Source organism: Xanthomonas sp. D-36-1 (assembly GCF_017746155.1).
Lineage (GTDB): Bacteria > Pseudomonadota > Gammaproteobacteria > Xanthomonadales > Xanthomonadaceae > Xanthomonas > Xanthomonas cissicola.
Genome location: NZ_JAGHWR010000074.1, coordinates 1 through 18,380, shown reverse-complemented (window position 1 = coordinate 18,380; position 18,380 = coordinate 1). Strand labels below are relative to the sequence as shown.

Here is an 18,380-nt window from a genome sequence, read left to right as displayed (position 1 = left end):
CAGCAGCAGACACACGCTCAGGGCGGCTTGGTCGCACCCGCTACCAACAGATGCTGGTGCGTGCTGCAGTAGCACTCGTCGTGCCAACCGTAGTGCGGATCGGTACAGATCGCGTGCTGCACCGTCGCCGGCAGCGACGCCACGTCGCTGCGCAAGTCGCGCTTGAGCGAGACGAACACCGAGCCAGGGTGTGGCCAGTCGGTCCGCCGTGGCGGCTCGGCGACACGGTTGCCGCTGGCCAGTTCGCGCTGCAGCAGCGCCTGCAGTTCGGGACACAGATTGCCCTGCCCCACGGCGACCTCCCTGCGTCGCGTCATTACCGCGGCGACCGTAACACCCGTGGCGGCACGGTCGTGCGGAGCGAGGTCACTTCTTCTTGGGGATGTACAGATCGGTGATGGTGCCATCGTAGACCTCGGCGGCCATGCCGACCGACTCGCTCAGGGTCGGATGCGCGTGGATGGTGTGGCCGATGTCTTCGGCTTCGGCTCCCATCTCGATCGCCAGGCCGATTTCGGCCAGCAGGTCGCCGGCATGCACGCCGACGATGGCGCCGCCGATCACGCGATGGGTCTGTTCATCGAAGATCAGCTTGGTGAAGCCTTCCGTACGGCCGATGCCGATCGCGCGGCCGCTGGCGGCCCACGGGAACTTGGCCACGCCGACCTTCAGGCCCTTGGCCTTGGCTTCGGTTTCGGTGACGCCGACCCAGGCGATTTCCGGGTTGGTGTAAGCCACCGACGGGATCACCCGCGCCACCCATTCCTTTTTCTCGCCGGCAGCCACTTCGGCGGCCAGCTTGCCTTCGTGAGTGGCCTTGTGCGCCAGCATCGGGTTGCCGACGATGTCGCCGATGGCGAAGATGTGCGGCACGTTGGTGCGCATCTGCCGATCGACCGGAATGAAGCCGCGCTCGGTGATGGTGACGCCGGCCTTTTCCGCGCCGATCTTCTTGCCGTTCGGGCTACGGCCCACGGCGACCAGCACGCGGTCGTACGCGGTGGCCTGCAGACCGGGCTTTTCGCCTTCGACAGCCGCCTCGAAGGACACCGTGATGCCGCTCTTGTCGGCCTTGACGTCGGTGGCCTTGGTCTTGAGATGAACCTCGACGCCCTGCTTTTTCAGGCGGTCGGCCAGCGGCTTGACCAGGTCCTTGTCGGCGCCCGGCATCAGCTGGTCCATGAACTCGACCACGGTGACCTTGCTGCCGAGCGCGCTGTACACGGTGGCCATTTCCAGGCCGATGATGCCGCCTCCGACCACCAGCAGGGTCTTGGGAATGTCGTGCAGCTCCAGCGCGTCGGTGGAGTCCATCACGCGCTTGTCGTCCCACGGGAAGTTGGGCAGCTTCACCGCCTGCGAGCCGGCGGCGATGATGCAGTGCTCGAAGCGCAGCAGCTGGGTCTTGCCGTCGTCGCCGACGATTTCCAGCTCGTTGGGCGAGACGAAGCTGGCCACGCCGGTCACGGTGCGCACCTTGCGCTGCTTGGCCATGCTGGCCAGGCCGCCGGTGAGCTTGCCGACCACTTTTTCCTTGTACTCGCGCAGCTTGTCCAGGGTGATCCTGGGCTGACCGAAGTCCACGCCGAAGTCGCCGGCATGGGCCACTTCATCGATCACCGCGGCGGCATGCAGCAGCGCCTTGGACGGGATGCAGCCGACGTTGAGGCAGACACCGCCCAGGCTGGCGTAGCGCTCGATCAGCACCGTGTCCAGGCCCAGATCGGCCGCGCGGAACGCTGCCGTGTAGCCACCGGGGCCGGCGCCGAGCACCACCATCTTGCATTCGATGTCGGCCGGCTTGCCGCTGGCCAGTGCCGGCTTGGACGGCGCCGGTTCGGCCGGGGCGCGGTGCGACGGCGTTACCGGCGACTTGCTGCCCGGGGCGGCGGTAGGCGCTGCAGCGGCCGGGGCGGCTTTGGTCTCGGCCTTGGCTGGCGCAGCGGCCTCGCCTTCGGTTTCGAGCAGCAGTACGAGCGCGCCTTCGGAGAGGGTGTCGCCGACCTTGACCTTGAGTTCCTTGACCACACCGGCGGCCGAGGACGGCACTTCCAGCGTGGCCTTGTCCGATTCCAGCGTGACCAGGCCCTGGTCCTTGGCCACGCTGTCGCCAACGGCGACCAGCACTTCGATGACGGGGACATCGCTGTAATCGCCGATGTCGGGAACCTTGATTTCAATGACCGCCATTTGCTTCTCCTGTAGCTCAACCGGCCGTGCCGGCAAGCGTCTGCTGGAGTTCATCCAGCGACGATTCGATTTGGGTCCAGCGCTTGTCGCGCTTCTTTTCTTTTCCTTGCCTTCGCTGGCTTCGATCAGCAGCGCGGCCTGCTTCAGCAGCAGCTCGCCGGCGCCGCAGCTGGGGCGAGCGCCGCTGTAGCGCACGCCATCGACCTGGAACGAGAGCACTTCGCCCTCGCTCACCGGCGCGGTGCGTCCGTTCGGTGCGAGCTGGGCCAGCGTGTTGGTCCAGTTGCTGACCAGGCGCTTGGCCAGGGCCGCCGGAATCGGGATCTCGACCGTTTCCGGGGTCTGCTCGGTGCGGAACTGCACGCTGCCGCGGTCGGTCTGGCTGACCCAGCTGTAGACGCGCTCGTCGGCGCGGCTATGCCGCAGGGTCCAGTCGGCGCCCTCCTTGCCCGGCACCAACGACACGGCGCTCTCCACGCCACGTGTGGGCAGCGTCAGCAACGACAAGGCCGGCTTGGTGCCACCATCCAGCAGCGTGGTGACGGCAGTGCCGTAGTTGCCCACGGCCGGCGGCCAGCCGCGGCCGAGCGTGCTCTCGCATTCGCGTGCGGCCGCGGTTGTCCACGGCAGCACGCCGAGCGCGGCGATGGTCAGCAGCGCGGCCCTCACAGCAGGACGCGACGCATGTCGGCCAGCACCTGGCTGAGATAGGTGGTGAAACGGGCTGCCAGGGCGCCGTCGATGACGCGGTGGTCGTAGCTCAGCGACAACGGCAGCATCAGCTTCGGCGCGAACTCCTTGCCGTTCCACACCGGCTGCATCGCCGACTTGGACACGCCCAGGATCGCCACTTCCGGCGCATTGATGATCGGCGTGAACGCCGTGCCGCCGATACCGCCGAGCGAGCTGATCGAGAAGCAGCCGCCGCTCATGTCGGCCGGGCCGAGCTTGCCGTCGCGCGCCTTCTTGGCCAGCTCGCCGCTTTCCTGCGCAATCTGCAGCACGCCCTTCTTGTCGACATCGCGGATCACCGGCACCACCAGGCCATTGGGCGTATCGGCCGCAAACCCGATGTGGAAATACTTCTTCAGGGTGAGGTTCTCGCCGGCCGCATCCAGCGAGGCGTTGAACTCGGGGAACTTCTTCAACGCCGCGGCGCTGGCCTTGATCAGAAACGCGAGCATGGTCAGCTTGATGCCGGCCTTCTCGTTCTCTTTGTTGAGCGCCACGCGCAGGGCTTCCAGGTCGGTGATGTCGGCCGATTCGAACTGGGTGACGTGCGGAATCATGGCCCAGTTGCGCGCCAGGTTGGCACCGGAAATCTTCTTGATGCGCGACAGCGGCTGGGTTTCGGTTTCGCCGAACTTGCTGAAGTCCACCTTCGGCCAGGCAAGCAGGTTGAGGCCATTGCCACCGCCGGCCGGCGCAGCACCGGCTGCGGCAGGTGCGCCACCGCTGAGTGCGGCCTTCACAAAGCGCTGCACGTCTTCACGCGTGATGCGGCCGCCCTTTTCGCTGCCCTTGAGCTGGTTCAGGTCCACGCCCAGTTCGCGTGCGAACACGCGCACCACCGGGCTGGCGTACGGCACCTTGGACGGCAGCACGCTGTCGGCGTCGAAGGTCACCGGCGGGCTGCTCGGGTTGCCGGCCGAGGGCTGTCCACCCTGCGCTGCCTGCGCACCTGCACCGGAACGCGCACCCTGCACCTGCGCGATTTCGCGCTGGGCCAGCTTGTCCGGCTCGGCCGGGACGGCAACCGGCTCGACCTTGCCCGCGGTTTCGGCGGTGTCGGTGGTGGGCTTGGCCGGCGACTGCGCCGCACCGGCGCCGCCGTCGGCGGCTGCAATGATTGCCACCACATTGCCCTGCGAGAGCGTGTCGCCGACCTTGACCTTGAGTTCCTTGACCACGCCGGCGGCCGAGGACGGGACTTCCATCGTGGCCTTGTCCGATTCCAGCGTGACCAGGCTCTGATCCTTGGCGACGGTATCGCCCACGGCCACCAGCACTTCGATCACCGGGATGTCGGTGTAATCGCCGATATCGGGCACACGCGCTTCGATCAGGCCGCCGCCGTCCGAGGAGGCCGCAGGCGCAGCAGATTCGGCCTTGGCAGCCGGTGCCGGGGCGGCGGCGGGCGCAGCCTTGGCCGGTGCGGCGGGCGCGGCGGCAGCGGCGGGCTTGGCGGCATCGGCGCCGGCATCAGCCACTTCGATCAACGCCACCAGCGCGCCCTGCGAGAGCGAATCGCCGACCCTGACCTTGATCTCCTTGACCACGCCAGCCACCGACGAAGGCACTTCCATGGTGGCCTTGTCCGATTCCAGCGTGACCAGGCTCTGGTCCTTGCTGACCGTATCGCCGACGGACACCAGCACCTCGATTACCGGGACGTCGCTGTAGTCACCGATATCGGGGACAAGTGCTTCCTTGATTTCGGCCATACGGGGAACTCCGGCAACAGAATGGGGAAACCCCTATTGTGGCCGGCTGCGGGCCGCAGCGCCAACCATTGCCGTGCAAAAAATCGCGCGCCAGGCAGGATGCAGCGTCCGCATGCATGTGCACGCCGATCATTTTGCTGCGCGTCGATCGACCCGCAACAGTTGCAGTGGCTCGCCCGACGGCAAACGATACGCCAGCGCATTGTCCAGCCCATCGAGCGCTTCCAGGCGCTGGCACAACTGCTGCGCGCGCGGCCGCAATGCACGCGCCTGTGGCTCGACCAGGCGCTCGACGCGCGCCTCCATGCCATCGAGCGAACGCAGCTGCACGTCATTTCCGGTGATTGCGGACTGCACCGCACCGGCCACCACATCGCCGATCAGCTGCGGCAGCAGCTCGGCGACCAGCGCGCCGATGTCGTCGTCGATATCGATCGGGGTCAGCTGGCTTTTGCTGAAGCTCTGCTTCAAGCGCACATCGATCTTCTCGCGCACGTTTGCCAGCTGCGCGCGCGTGGCGTCCGGGCTGCGACTGAAGCCGGCGGCCACCTCACCCAGTGCGGTGATTGCGATATCGGCCGCTTCGCGCCCGACTGCCTGCGCCAGTGGAACCACATCGCGGGTCTGGCGCTCGAACTCAATCAGGCGGGCGCGATCGTCTGCGCTCAATGCCACCCAGCGGTCGTCGACGAACAGAGCGCCCTGGCGCATCACCAGCCGCTGCGGCGTGCCTGATTCGCGGATCAGGATCAGGCTGCGTGCGTTGAGCGTGAGGTCGTAATCGCTGTTGACCTCGCAGTGCAGGTCCTGGTCCTTGGCGGCGGCCACCCCTGCGCCGCTCAACAGCCCGAACAGCGCAGTTGCTGCCATCGTGATTGCGTGTTTGATTGCCATCTGGCCACTCCGTTGTGGGCTGGCTGCAGCATGCCCGTACCTCTGGCACACAGGCCTGTGCCGGAGGCTGGCATGACTTCTGGCCACTGGCCGCCACGCGCGCAGCGCAGGTGTCGACAGCAGGCGGGCAGCATGCATCAACCATCAGTGCGCGGCACCGCGACAGCGGCGTGGTTCGCTGCCACGCTCGCATTCCATACCGACCCCGCGTCGTCTTACCTCGGCTAGCGCACCGCATCGCACAGGGGTTGCCAGGCTGCCGCCAGCCGCGGCAGCGACCAGGCGGCATTGGCCGGGCTGGTGGATGGCAACGCGACGACTGGCAGCGCGCACAGCTGCGCCGATAGCAGCGGCTGGACATGCCGGCGCCAGGCCTGTGCTGCCGCAGTGCCATTGCAGGCCACCATGCGCAGCTGCGGCAGCGTAGCCAGCAACGCGGGCAGCGGATTGACCACGATGCTCGCCGCCACAATGGACGTATCCAGACTGCCGCGCCGCTCGCATTGGCCGATGACATCCCACAGGCCCACGCGATGGTCGAGCAATGCTTGCAAGCGCAGTGCATAGCTTGCGGCCGTATCAATGCCCAACAGGGCATGCATCAGCGGCCAGAAACGATTGCGTGGATGTGCGTAGTAACGCGCGGCTTCCAGTGATGCGACACCGGGCATCGAACCAAGCAGCAACACCCTGCAATCGCTGTGAATGTGCGCTGGCAAGCCTCGGCTGACGTGTTTTTCCGTCACGGCAATCGCATCTGCGTGAATGTCTTTTTCAGACTGCATGACGTAACGGCGGCCTTCTTGGGGCAATTCATGAACAAACGAAATTTTAGCGGGCCCTAGGTGGGCGTGGATTCAGATTTTTAGGAATAGTTTTGGCGCGGCCCACTCCACGGGCCTAACAACAATACGAGGAGACCCTCATGCGTTCCATTTCCATCCTTAGCCTGGCTGCTGTATCTGCACTTGCGATTGCACCGTCCGCGTTCGCGCAGGACACCACCTATACCGGCGACACCTCCTCGACTTCTTCCAGCACGCTGTCCACCGGCGGCGATACCGCCTCCGGCAAGCATTGGGCCGTGGTCGGTGGCGTGGCGCTGCTGAACCCCAAGAACAACCCGGCTCCCGGCCTTGACGTCGATGGCGGCCCGGCACCGACGCTGAGCGCCAGCTACTACATCAACGACAACTGGGCCGTCGAACTGTGGGGTGCAGCCGACAAGTTCAATCACCGTGTCAACGCCGATGGCGTGGGCAAGGTCGGTACCGTCGAGCAGCAGCCGATCGCCATCAGCGGTCAGTACCACTTCGGCGAAGCCGACAACGTGTTCCGTCCGTTCGTGGGCGTGGGCTACTACGAGTCGAACTTCAGCAACGAGAAGATCGACGCAGCGTCGACCACCGGCGATCACGTGGGCCTGAGCACCGCCAAGGGCGTCATCGGCACCGTTGGTGTGGATATGAACATCAACTCCACCTGGTTCGCACGTGCCGACGCCCGCTACATGCGTTCGCGTCCGGAACTGCGCGTGGGTGGCCAGGGCACCGGCAGCGAGCTGGAACTGGATCCGTGGACCGTTGGCTTCGGCATCGGTGCGCGCTTCTAAACACACCGCTGCCCGTCAGGGCTTTGGTTGAACAAAAACGGGCCGAAAGGCCCGTTTTTTGTGCGTAGTGCCAGATGCGGAAATTGCGATCCGTTAAGACCGAGCTCTGAGGTGCTGTGCCAGCCCTCCACGTGCGCATGCGCATAGTGACGTGCCTAGGTGTACCGGCTTTGCTTCAGCGCGTCTCATGCATCTGTGACTCCATGCACCTGCATGCGTCGAACACGATCACCTGATGCACTCTCAAACGCACTCACCGCCAATACACGCTGCCGCGCAGACGGGCGCTGCGCCAGCGCCACCACAGCAAGGTGGCATAGGCGAGCGCGTAACCGAGCAAGACGCCGGCAGCGCCGAGCAGGCTGGCATGACTGAGCCACCCTTCGGTTGGCCAGGCGACACCCTGCCAGGCGCTACGCCAGCCCTGCACCAACCCGGCGATCACCCGCACCACGACCAACGCGGTCAAGGCCAACACCAGCCACAGGTTGGGCCGGTAAAACAGCCCTTGCGTGGTGCGTTCGAAGCGGGTCAGGCGCAGCGCCAACGCCCCGAGCGCCAACCCGCAGGCCCAGCCGAATGCGGCGTGGCTGATCGCGCCGGGCCAGAACGCCGCGGCGATCAAGCTGAAGATCGCAAACAGCACGCTGGAGATACCCGCCGACACCAGGTTGATCATCAGCAGCCAGCCACGCGCCTGACGACGTGAAGTCCCCATGCGAAACCGCTGCAGCAGCGACAACGGGAACACCACCACGAACACCGCCAGGGCAATGATGACGGCCAGCGGGATGGCGAGCAGCAAAGGCATTGAGTGAGTGCCAGAGAAAGATGGCCGATGACGCTACTACGCGGAGGTGCAGCGGCGCGTGTTCGGCCCATCGATTCCCATCCGCGGCGCAGCGCACGCGCTCGACTGGGGGGCGTGGCAGCTTGAGAAGCGCTGAAAGGATCGAGCGCATCCTGCCGAAAATCTGCAACGACCATACAGACATCGTTGCCACGTTAACGCAGAGCGGCGATCTGCACGCCGTTTAGCAAGGACGGAACCCCCGCCTGGCGAGCTGAAACTGGATGGGTGGGACTGTTGACCTCGGTACCGGCGCGCGCCTCCAAACGATCAAAATCCCATGCTCGAAAAAAGGTCCTGCGGATCGGTTTTCTTCGATGCAGAACACTTCGTTTTCCAGACCCATCGGTTCGGCAGCGGGCGCGCCTTCATGCAGGGACGATGCGAGGATCGATACGTGTATCGCCGACGATCCTGATTCCATGAAGCCGGCTTCCATCAGACCCGACACATCCACCAGCACCGCCTACACTGCGGAGCCGCCGCCTTCGGCCGATCCAGCCGACGGGATTACGGCATGGCCTGCGCCCCATCCCGACTGCCAGGGGTTGTCACGCCAACGACCCAGAAAGCGTGTTGCCGACACCGCGGGCGATTGCGATGGCGCACGGGCCGGCAGCCATGCACGCCCATGTCGCAGCGACGCATTCGCCATCCCGGACGGCTTTACGCGGGAGCAGATCCAGCCATTTCACGATCTGGAACGACAATACGCCACGCTGTTCCAAACACCCCATGTCTGCGCAGTCCGGTCCGCAGGCGATATCCAAGCCAGCCGGACAATGGATGTGGAGATGGACGAATGTGCCGTCATCAATCTCGCGCACGATGGATTTGATTCGATCGGCACGCACGGCTTGTCTTCATGCGTCTGCATTTGTGCGAAAGGGAAGAATCCTCGCGGCCACGACATCCTGGGCCTGCTGCATTATTCCGGAATACAGGATGCACAGGATGCGCTTTCCGAAATCCGGGACGATATGCAGGAAGAAGGCGTGCAAGAACCCGAAATATTCCTGGTAGGGGGCATGATCTCCAACCAAGACGAGCTGGGCAGCTTCGAAATCGAGAGAGATCTGCTGGCGCTGCAGCCCTCCTTCAATATTGTGGGCGCCAAGCTTCACCCCAGTATGAGCGATCGCAATGGCGAGGAAAATGCCATCAACCTGGTCATGACGGCCAATGGCATCTTCTAACTACAAGTCGTGGTGAGGACGCCTCGATGCCAAGGCGCCGCCTGCACTCAAAACGCCGGCAGCACCGCGCCCTTGTACTTCTGCTCGATGAAGGCTTTCACTTCCGGGCTGGTCAGTGCTTTGGCCAGTTTCTGCACGCGCGCATCGTCCTTGTTGTCGGCGCGGGCCACCAGGAAGTTGACGTACGGCGAATCCTTGCTTTCGATCGCCAGCGCATCGCGGGTGGGATTGAGCCCGGCGTCGAGCGCGTAGTTGGTGTTGATCAGCGCCAGATCGACCTGGTCCAGTACGCGCGGCAGCATGGCCGAATCGAGTTCACGGAATTTGAGGTGCTTGGGGTTCTCGACGATGTCGCGCTGGCTGGACAGCGCGTTGCTCGGGTCCTTGAGTTTGATCACCCCGGCCTTGTCGAGCAGGATCAACGCGCGGCTGTTGTTGCTCGGGTCGTTGGGGATCACCACGTCGGCACCGGTGGGCAGTTCGGACAGCGCCTTGAAGCGGCGCGAATAGGCACCGAACGGCTCGATATGCACGCCGACGACGGTGACCAGCTGGCTCTTGCGGTCGCGGTTGTACGCATCCAGATAGGGCTCGGTCTGGAAGTAGTTGACGTCGATCTGCTTCTGCACGACCTGGTCGTTGGGCTGCACGTAGTCGTTGAACACCCGCACATCGAGCTTGACGCCCTGCTTGGCCAGCAGCGGTTCGACCACCTCCAGGATTTCGGCATGCGGCACCGCCGTGGCGGCCACGGTCAGGGTGTCGCCGCCGCTGCTGCCAGTGCCGCCGCCACAGGAGGCCAACGCCAGTGTGGCGGCTGCCAGGAAGGAACGAAACGCGAATGTGCTCATGGAGGAATCCGTGGGAGGAGGAATGCGGACCTGCCGCAGGCACTCAACCTAGCAGAGCCTGCGTGCGACGGCGATGCATCGGCGCGGCGCGGCGCGATGCGGGCGGCGCGATGCGGGCGGCGCGATGCGGCTGTTGGCCGCCCGACCCGCCCAACGGCCGCGCACCGACTCAGCGCCGGCTGTAATGCGCCACCAGGCGGTCGCCCAGCATCTGCAGCACCTGCACCAGCACCAGCAAGGCGATGACCGTGATCAGTGCCACGTCCGAGTGCGAGCGCAGGTAGCCCTCGCGGTAGGCCACATCGCCCAGGCCGCCGGAACCGATCGCACCGCCCATCGCGGTGAAGCCGATCAGCGCGATGGTGGTCACGGTGGCGCCGGCGATCAGGCCGGGGCGCGCTTCGGGCAACAGCACCCGCAGCACCAGCTGTCGGGTGGTGGCGCCCATTGCCTGGCTGGCCTCGATGATGCCGCGGTCGACCTCGCGCAGCGCGGTTTCCACCAGGCGTGCGTAGAACGGCGCGGCGCCAACCACCAGCGGCAGGATTGCGCCGCGCACGCCGAGCGAGGTGCCCATCAGCATCAGCGTGAACGGGATCATTGCGATCATCAAAATGATGAAGGGCACCGAGCGCAACAGGTTGATCAGCGCCGCGAGCGCGCCGTACAGCACCGGGCGGCGGCGCAACTGCGGCGCCCCGCACAGGAACAGCGCAACGCCCAGCGGCAGCCCGATCAGCAATGTCAGTGGCAACGCGCCGGCCAGCATCAGCAAGGTGTCGAGGGTGGCCTGGCCGATATCGCCCCACTTGGCGGCATCAAGATTGCGGAAGAAACCGCCGGCGGCGGCAACGATCGGGGTCATACGCGCAGATCCTCCACCTGCACGCCGGCGGCGACGAAACCGGCGCGTGCTGCGTTTTGGTCGCCGCCGGTCAGGGCGACGATGAGCTGGCCGTAGGGCGTGTCCTTGATGCGATCCACCCGCCCGGACAGGATGTTGTAGTCCACCCCGGTTTCGCGGGCGATACGGCCCAGGACAGGTTCGTAGGTGCCATTGCCCAGGAAGGTCAGCCGCACGATGCGCCCGCCGACTGCGGCGAAATCGCGATGCAGCTCCGCTTCGTCCACATGCTCGGCTTCGGACACGAAGCGCCGGGTCGTGACGTGTTTGGGATGCAGGAACACCTCGGTGACCGGGCCGGTTTCCACCAGCTTGCCGGCGTCCAGCACCGCGACGCGGTCGCAGACACGGCGGATCACATCCATCTCATGGGTGATCAGCACGATGGTCAGGCCCAGCTCGCGGTTGATCTGCGCCAGCAGCTGCAGCACCGAGGCGGTGGTCTGCGGGTCCAGCGCGCTGGTGGCTTCGTCGCACAGCAGGATCTGCGGCCGGGTGGCCAGCGCGCGCGCAATGCCCACGCGCTGCTTCTGCCCGCCCGATAGTTGCGCCGGATACTTGTTGGCGTGTTCCTGCAGCCCGACCCGGGCCAGCAGCTCGGCCACGCGCGCATCGATCTCGGCACGCGGCGTGCCGGCCAGTTCCAGCGGGAAGGCGACATTGCCGGCCACAGTGCGCGAGGACAGCAGGTTGAAGTGCTGGAAGATCATGCCGATACGGCGGCGCAAGCCACGCAGGCCCTGGCTGTCCAGCTCGGTAACGTCCTCGTCGCCGATCAGCAGACGGCCGCCACTGGGCTCTTCCAGCCGGTTGATCAGCCGGATCAGCGTGGATTTGCCGGCGCCGGAATGGCCGATGATGCCGAACACCTCACCGGGGCCGATCCGCAGATCGAGCGGGTGCAGCGCCACGATCTGGCGACCGTCGACGGAATAGGACTTGTGCAGGCGCTGAAACTGGATCACCGCGCGTGGCCGGTTGGGTGGTCGTGAAGCCTACCAGTCAATGTTTGTTGCCGGGAGTCGGGATTGGGGATTGGGGATTCGAAAGGGCCACGGCGGCCCCGCTGTTGCCAATCCCGAATGCCGAATCCCGAATCACGGCCGCTCAAGCGGCAACGGCCTGTCAGCCTGGCGTATCCGCTCCCGGCGCAACAAATACAGCCCGCTGGCGACGATGATGCCGGCCCCGGTCCAGGTCCAGTTGTCGGGCAGGGTCTGCCACAGCAGCCAGTCCCAGCCGATCACCCAGACCAGGCCGGTGTATTCCAGCGGGGCGATCATCGAGGCCTCGCCGCGCATGAAGGCCTGGGTCAGCGCAACCTGGCCCAGCGCACCAGCCAGGCCCATGCCGGCAATCAGCCCGGCGTGCCCGGCCTGTAGCGGCACCCAGCCGGGGATGGCCAGCAACCCGGCGCCGATGGCCATGAACAGCAAGAACCACACCACCATGGCCTGCGGGGTGTCGGTGCGGGTGAGAAGGCTCACGGTGATCGCCGCGACGGCATAGGCGGTGGCGGCCAGCAACACCATCAGCCCCGGCAACGAGATCAGCCCGTCCACGCCCGGGCGCAGCACCACGATCACCCCGACCAAGCCAATGCCAATGGCGGTCCAGCGGCGCGGGCCGACATGCTCGCCCAGCAATGGCACCGACAGCGCGGCCACCAGCAGCGGCGCCACGAAATACAGCGTGTAGGCGGTGGACAACGGCATGCGTTTGATGCCGAAGACGAAGCAGCCGATCATCACCATGCCCAGCACCCCGCGCAGCAGATGCAGGCCCCAGCGTACCGGCACGATCGCGCGCGGCCCGGCAGTGGCGAACACCCACACCAGCACGAACGGCAACGAGGCGGCGCCGCGCAACAAGGTGACCTGCAGCGGCGGGTAATGCGCCGAGAGCAGCTTCATTCCCGCATCCATCAGCGAGAAACAGGCCACGGCGGCCACCATCCAGGCGATGGCGGGAAGCGGGGAGCGGGTGGTGGGCATGCGCGCATTATCGCCGCGGCGCTGTCATGCCCGCCAATGTCCGCATGACGGCCGGCGCGGCACGATGGCCTAGAATGGCGGCTGTTTTCAATTGCAGGAGCTTTGCATGCCTTCCTTCGACGTTGTGTCCGAAGTGGACAAGCACGAACTGACCAATGCGGTGGATCAGGCCAACCGCGAGCTGGACACACGGTTCGACTTCAAGGGCGTCCAAGCCAGGTTCGAGCTGGAAGACGGCAAGGTGATCAACCAGTCCGCGCCCAGCGATTTCCAGATCAAGCAGATGACCGACATCCTGCGCGCGCGGCTGCTGGCGCGCGGCATCGACATCCGCTGCCTGGAATTTGGCGACATGGAAACCAACCTGGCCGGCGCGCGGCAGAAAGTGACCGTCAAGCAAGGCATCGAGCAGAAGCAGGCCAAGCAGCTGGTGGCCAAGTTGAAGGAAGCCAAGCTCAAGGTCGAAGCGCAGATCAATGGCGACAAGCTGCGCGTCACCGGCAAGAAGCGCGACGATCTGCAGGACGCGATCGCGCTGCTCAAAAAGGCCGACTTCGAACTGCCGCTGCAGTTCGACAACTTCCGCGATTGAGTGCGGCGGGGTGATCGCGCCGATCGGGACGGCACCGCCCGTGCGTGCAGTGCAGCCGTGTGAGCCGAAGTGGCGCCTGCGGCCTGCGCGCCGCACGCGGGGCGGTTGCGCCCCTCACCTGGCCGCACTGGCCTAGCCTGCGAGCATGCGCGGCCTGTTCGCCAGCCTGTTGCACCGCCTGCGCATGCACGGGCCGGCCAACGCAGCGGGCGAACATGCCCGGCACGCCGCCGCCCATGCGCAACCACGCATCGAGGCCGGCTCGACGCTGCACACCATGGCCGGCCTGGACCCGGTAGCGGCAGCGGCGTTTGCCGATGCCTTCCTGGTGGAGATCGAACAGGCCATCGCCACCTGTACGCTCGACGATGCGGCCACGCCGCAGGCGCAGGCGCTGCAGCAGATCCATTCGTTGAAAAACACCATCTCGCTGACCGGCTCGCAGCAACTGCTGAAAGCCTGCGACCAGTTGCGCGATGCCGCAAGCCACGGTGCGCTGGGCGAGACGCTTGCGCAGCGTTTCACCGCGGTGGCGAACGCGGCTGGCCTGCTGGTCAAGCAGTACCGGCGTACCCTCCCTTCCGACGATGCGGACCCTCATGCGTAGCACTCCCAATCGCGCAGCGCCCGGCCTGATCCTGGCCGCCAGGCAATTGCGTAACGACAGACTGGTGCGGCTGTTCGAGTCGTTCCTGGAATATCGCGCCTGCGTCGGCCGCGTGATCGTGCAGAGCATCGTCACCGCGTGGTGCCTGGGCTGGCTGTACGGGCCGCAACCGGTGCTGGTGGCCGACGCGCACCATGTCTTTCCCACTGCGCTGAGCCTGTGGGTGCTGTCGGTGGTGTGGATGCTGCTGGTGCGCCGCCGGATCATTCCGCCCAGCGAATGGCTCGATGCGATGGGCTTTGCGATGAACCTGCTGTTCATCGGCATCCAGACCTACCTGGCCTTCATCCTGCTGATGTCGTTGAACGCATTTTTGCCGTTCATCACCATCGCTGCGGTGGCGCGTTACGGGCAACGCGCGATATTTCCGGTGTTGCTCAGCACCTTCGTGCTGATGCTGTTGACCGCACCGTCAGGCTACTGGCTGTCGCGTCCGGCATATTTCGTCTATGCCGTGGCGCTGATCATCGTGCTGCCGTTGCTGGTGGCGCGGATCGTGCTTGCGATGCAGGAAGTGGCACTGCAGGCGCTGGCCTCGCGCGATGCGCAGAGCCGTTTCATCAGCACCATGAGCCACGAATTGCGCACCCCGCTGAATGCGGTGATCAACTGCGCCCAGTTGATCGAGACCGAGCAAATGCCGGCGCAGCAACGCGAGTTGCTGCAATCGGTGACCGTCAATGCGACCGCACTGCGCCATCGTGTCAACGAGGTGCTGGACGTGGCCAGCATCAATGGCGGACGCCTGCAGCTGCATCGCAAGCCGTTGAACCTGCTGGACGTGGTCACCACGGTGAAAGCGGTCTGCGCCACCGCGGCGTCCAGCAAGGGCGTCACGCTCGATGTGCGTGTCGATAGCCCGCAAGCACCGCACGTAATGGGCGACGAAGGCCGCATCGAACAGGTGATCAGCAACCTGGTGATCAACGCGATCAAGTTCACCCCGGCCGGCGGCACGGTGGATCTGCTGATCGACGCGACCCAGGTGCAGGAGCGCTGGAGCATCGCGGTGACCGTCACCGACACCGGTATCGGCGTACCCGACGATCAGAAGGCCTACATCTTCACCCCGTTCACTCAGCTCAGTACCGGCTTCAGTCGCGTCGAAGGCGGCGTGGGCCTGGGCCTGTACATCGCGCTGTCCGTCTCCGATGCGATGGGTGGCAGCCTCACCGTGAGCGACAACCCCGCCGGTGGCAGCATCTTTCGCTGGATCTTCGAACTGCCCGGCGCCGCGGCCGGCAGCACTACGCTCGCACTGCGCGATGCGCTGGCCCAGCACGCACAGAACGTACCCTCCCTGCATTGCCTGGTCTTTGAAGACATGGATACCAATCGTCTGGTGATCGGCAATCTGCTGACCCGCGCCGGGCATCGGGTGAGCTTCCAGGTGGATGGTACCGATGCGGTGCAGCGCATCCGCGAGGCAGCGCCGGACCTGGTGTTCCTGGACCTGCACATGCCCGGTACCTCCGGCTGGGATGCGCTGCGCGAAGCGCGCGATGCGATGTCGGCGCTGCCGCCGATCATCGTGCTGACCGCCGACACGCGGACCGATTCGATGCGCGACGCCAGCGCGGCGGGCGTGGCCGGCTATCTGCCCAAGCCGATCAATGCGCACGAGTTGCTGGCATTGCTCGCCCAGCACGCCAGCCATGCACGCCCCTGAGCTCAAGCCGGGCAACGCCGCACGCGTCTACTGGCACCATGCCGCACACGCCAGCACGCCACTGGTGGTGCTGTACCTGCACGGCTTCAGCGCCAGCCCGGGCGAAGCAGGCACGCTACCGGAACAGATGGCCGATGCGCTGACCGCCAACGGCTACGTGCATCGCTGGCCCGGGCACGGGCTCGCCGCCGCCGATGCGATGCAGGGGCTCACCCCGGCGGTGTTGCAGGCCTCGGCGCTTGAAGCACTGGCCCAGGCGCAACGCATGGGCGAGCGGGTTGCGATCGTCGGCTCGTCGATGGGCGCCACACTGGGTTTGTGGCTGGCGACGCAGCGCCCGGACGCGGTGGCCGGTGTGGTCGCTTGGTCGCCCGGCATCCGGCCTGCCGATCCGGCATTGCTCGAACAGCTCTGCGCCGCACAGGCCCCGCTGATCGACCCGCGCACGCGCACGCCTGCCGCGCGCGCGTTCTGGTCGGAAACGATCCATCCAGATGGATTCCGCGCCTTGCGTGACCTGTTTGAGCGCGTGGCCGCCGACCCGCCGTGGCCACGCGTGCGCTGCCCGGTGCTTGTAGGCTATTACCGCGCTGCCGATGGCCGCGAAGACGGCATTGCCTCGGTGCCGGCGATGCTGCAGATGTTCGCAGCGCTGGGCACTGCGCCGGCGCACAGGCAGGCGCTGGCCTTCGACACCGGCGCGCATGCGATCGGGTCGCCGCACAAGACGCCGCTGGCCGGCGCCGTAGCGCAGGCATCCATCGCGTTCTTGCAGGCGCAGCTGTGTGCTACGCCGCACGGCCGGGGTGCGTGAGCGCAAGCTGGTCTGCGTGCGGTTTTGAAGGAACCTACCGCTGCCAGCGTCGTGACGTTGCCCGCTAGCGCCCGCTGCTGCACGCACCAAGCGCGGCCCGCCGCATAGCGATCGCATACACTGGCGCGCCATCCCGCTGCCGCCACGATGACCACCACGCCCGCAACCTCCGATCCGATCGCCGACACCCGCAAATGGATCGAACGCGCGGTGATCGGATTGAACCTGTGCCCGTTCGCCAAGGCGGTGTACGTCAAGGAGCAGGTGCGGCTGGTGCTCAGCGATGCCAGCACGCCCGAAGCCCTGCTGGAACAGCTGGCCGAGGAACTGGTGCTGCTACGCGATACACCGGCCCAACAGATCGACACCACGCTGATCGTGCACCCGGACGTGCTCACCGACTTCCTGGACTACAACGACTTTCTCGACAATGCCGATGCGGCGGTGGAAGCGCTGGACCTGCAAGGCGTGTTGCAGGTGGCCAGCTTCCATCCGGATTACCAGTTCGCAGGCGCGGCGCTGGACGATGTGGCCAACTTCACCAACCGCTCGCCCTTCCCCACCTTGCATCTGTTGCGCGAAGACAGCGTCGAGCGTGCAGTGGCGGCGTTCCCGGATCCGGATGTGATTGTCGAACGCAATATCCAGACGCTCGAACGCCTGGGTAGCGATGGCTTCGCGCGCGTGCTCAACGGTGCAAAGCACTGAGTGCTGCCCCAAGCGCGCGGGACGGCAAGGCGAACGCGGCTCTCGCTCATCTGCGCTCCTAGCGCGTCGGCACAAAACGCCATAGAAGCTCTTCAGCTGCGTGCGGATCACGTGCTCGGCGTCGACCTAGTCGAGTGACGCACGCCGCCGGCCGCCCTGCACACGCGTGGCATCGGGCAATCATGTGATCGTGTGATCGTGTGATCGAGGGCCCGCGCGGCAGCACTGGCGGCACCGGGACCTTGCGCAACGCCTATCGCCCGTGCACCTGCTCAGATCAACCCGCATCCGTCAGGTTCAAGGTGGATGACGTCGAGCGCGTGCGTCGGCACATGCGCTGAGTGCTCACATGCGCGCCCTTTTGCTGCGACGACGACAGCCCGCACGCTACAGTGCCGCCACTCTCACCCACGTGCCGCCTACCATGGCCTTGATCCCCGCAATTTCCGCATGGAACCCGTCGCCGCTGCAGGACCGCGTGGTGGTGATCACCGGTGGCGCGCAAGGCATCGGCCGCAGCATTGCGCAGGCGGTGCTGGGCGCGGGCGGCAGCGTGGTGATTGGCGATCTGGATGCCGATGCCGGCAAGGCCTGCCTGCAGGAATGGGCGCTGCCCCGCCGCAGCGCTTTCGTCCGCTGCGATGCCGCGCGCCAAGCGCAGGCCACGCGCCTGATCGAGGCGGCGCTCAAGCGCTTCGGGCGCATCGATGGCCTGGTCAACAATGCCGGCGTGCCCGATCCGCATATCGCAGCACTGCCGCAACTGGACTGGGACACGTGGAACAGCCGGCTGTCCAGCCTGCACGGCGCCTTCCTGTGCAGCAAGCAGGCGCTGCCCGCGCTCAGGCAGGCGCCAGAAGGCGGCGCGATCATCAACATCGCCTCCACCCGCGCCTGGCAATCGGAGCCGCATAGCGAAGCGTACGCCGCAGCCAAGGGCGGCCTGGTGGCTTTTACCCACGCGCTGGCGCTGAGGGGGTAATCCCCCCGCCCAT

17 protein-coding genes and 2 pseudogenes are annotated in these 18,380 nt (G+C 65.9%); 8 read left to right on the top strand and 11 right to left on the bottom strand.

Annotated elements, in window-relative coordinates:
• Positions 1–17: 17 nt before the first annotated feature.
• The 6 genes and pseudogenes from J7367_RS18240 to J7367_RS18215 all read right to left on the bottom strand — a co-directional run bounded on the left by J7367_RS18240 (position 18) and on the right by J7367_RS18215 (position 6,313).
• Complete coding sequence (locus tag J7367_RS18240; protein ID WP_022560021.1) at positions 18–317, bottom strand: hypothetical protein; 300 nt, start codon at positions 315–317, stop codon at positions 18–20.
• A 49-nt stretch (positions 318–366) separates the two neighbouring features.
• On the bottom strand, positions 367–2,190 hold the full coding sequence (lpdA, locus tag J7367_RS18235) for a dihydrolipoyl dehydrogenase (protein WP_057658958.1): 1,824 nt from the start codon (positions 2,188–2,190) through the stop codon (positions 367–369).
• A gap of 16 nt (positions 2,191–2,206) precedes the next feature.
• Positions 2,207–2,859: pseudogene (locus J7367_RS18230) on the bottom strand (hypothetical protein).
• On the bottom strand, positions 2,856–4,634 hold the full coding sequence (locus J7367_RS18225; protein ID WP_057658960.1) for a dihydrolipoyllysine-residue acetyltransferase: 1,779 nt from the start codon (positions 4,632–4,634) through the stop codon (positions 2,856–2,858). Before J7367_RS18225 ends, J7367_RS18230 begins: the two are co-directional and overlap by 4 nt.
• Before the next feature lie 129 nt (positions 4,635–4,763).
• A complete protein-coding gene (locus J7367_RS18220) occupies positions 4,764–5,528 on the bottom strand; it encodes a DUF2884 family protein (protein ID WP_007962078.1) in 765 nt (254 codons plus the stop codon).
• Between the two features lie 224 nt (positions 5,529–5,752).
• A complete protein-coding gene (locus tag J7367_RS18215) occupies positions 5,753–6,313 on the bottom strand; it encodes a DNA-deoxyinosine glycosylase (protein WP_057658962.1) in 561 nt (186 codons plus the stop codon).
• Positions 6,314–6,453: 140 nt separating this feature from the next.
• On the opposite strand from J7367_RS18215, the gene J7367_RS18210 reads away from it, so the two are divergent.
• Complete coding sequence (locus J7367_RS18210; protein WP_022560027.1) at positions 6,454–7,140, top strand: OmpW family outer membrane protein; 687 nt, start codon at positions 6,454–6,456, stop codon at positions 7,138–7,140.
• A 253-nt stretch (positions 7,141–7,393) separates the two neighbouring features.
• Here J7367_RS18210 and J7367_RS18205 read toward each other — a convergent pair whose 3' ends face one another.
• The gene (locus J7367_RS18205; protein WP_057658964.1) at positions 7,394–7,951 is read right to left on the bottom strand and encodes a hypothetical protein; all 558 of its coding nucleotides are present in this window, start codon (positions 7,949–7,951) and stop codon (positions 7,394–7,396) included.
• Between the two features lie 461 nt (positions 7,952–8,412).
• Between J7367_RS18205 and xopAK the strand changes: the two genes are divergently transcribed.
• On the top strand, positions 8,413–9,186 hold the full coding sequence (gene xopAK / locus J7367_RS22350; protein ID WP_244667824.1) for a XopAK family type III secretion system effector: 774 nt from the start codon (positions 8,413–8,415) through the stop codon (positions 9,184–9,186).
• A 47-nt stretch (positions 9,187–9,233) separates the two neighbouring features.
• Here the strand turns inward: xopAK and J7367_RS18195 are convergent, their stop codons facing one another.
• From J7367_RS18195 to J7367_RS18180, 4 genes are all read right to left on the bottom strand, one after another.
• Positions 9,234–10,037 carry a MetQ/NlpA family ABC transporter substrate-binding protein gene (locus J7367_RS18195; RefSeq protein WP_057658969.1) on the bottom strand — a complete coding sequence of 268 codons (804 nt, stop codon included), beginning with the start codon at positions 10,035–10,037 and terminating at the stop codon, positions 9,234–9,236.
• A 169-nt stretch (positions 10,038–10,206) separates the two neighbouring features.
• A complete protein-coding gene (locus tag J7367_RS18190; RefSeq protein ID WP_057658970.1) occupies positions 10,207–10,902 on the bottom strand; it encodes a methionine ABC transporter permease in 696 nt (231 codons plus the stop codon).
• Positions 10,899–11,906: a methionine ABC transporter ATP-binding protein gene (locus tag J7367_RS18185; protein WP_057658971.1), complete on the bottom strand. Its 1,008-nt coding sequence runs from the start codon at positions 11,904–11,906 to the stop codon at positions 10,899–10,901. The genes J7367_RS18190 and J7367_RS18185 overlap by 4 nt, the downstream gene beginning before the upstream one ends.
• Positions 11,907–12,038: 132 nt before the next feature.
• Positions 12,039–12,935: a DMT family transporter gene (locus tag J7367_RS18180; protein ID WP_057658974.1), complete on the bottom strand. Its 897-nt coding sequence runs from the start codon at positions 12,933–12,935 to the stop codon at positions 12,039–12,041.
• 106 nt (positions 12,936–13,041) lie between these two features.
• Here J7367_RS18180 and J7367_RS18175 point away from each other — a divergent pair, with 106 nt between their 5' ends.
• The 6 genes and pseudogenes from J7367_RS18175 to J7367_RS18150 all read left to right on the top strand — a co-directional run.
• Positions 13,042–13,527: a YajQ family cyclic di-GMP-binding protein gene (locus J7367_RS18175; protein ID WP_057658976.1), complete on the top strand. Its 486-nt coding sequence runs from the start codon at positions 13,042–13,044 to the stop codon at positions 13,525–13,527.
• Positions 13,528–13,672: 145 nt separating this feature from the next.
• Positions 13,673–14,134: a hypothetical protein gene (locus tag J7367_RS18170; RefSeq protein ID WP_057658978.1), complete on the top strand. Its 462-nt coding sequence runs from the start codon at positions 13,673–13,675 to the stop codon at positions 14,132–14,134.
• Positions 14,127–15,863: an ATP-binding protein gene (locus J7367_RS18165; protein WP_057658980.1), complete on the top strand. Its 1,737-nt coding sequence runs from the start codon at positions 14,127–14,129 to the stop codon at positions 15,861–15,863. The genes J7367_RS18170 and J7367_RS18165 overlap by 8 nt, the downstream gene beginning before the upstream one ends.
• Positions 15,850–16,677, top strand: coding sequence for an alpha/beta hydrolase (locus J7367_RS18160; RefSeq protein ID WP_057658982.1), 828 nt, complete (start codon positions 15,850–15,852; stop codon positions 16,675–16,677). The genes J7367_RS18165 and J7367_RS18160 overlap by 14 nt, the downstream gene beginning before the upstream one ends.
• A gap of 147 nt (positions 16,678–16,824) precedes the next feature.
• Positions 16,825–17,385 carry a DUF1415 domain-containing protein gene (locus J7367_RS18155; RefSeq protein ID WP_057658984.1) on the top strand — a complete coding sequence of 187 codons (561 nt, stop codon included), beginning with the start codon at positions 16,825–16,827 and terminating at the stop codon, positions 17,383–17,385.
• 424 nt (positions 17,386–17,809) lie between these two features.
• Positions 17,810–18,358 (top strand): annotated as a pseudogene (locus J7367_RS18150) (SDR family NAD(P)-dependent oxidoreductase); the annotation flags it as partial.
• Between the last annotated feature and the right edge of the window lie 22 nt (positions 18,359–18,380).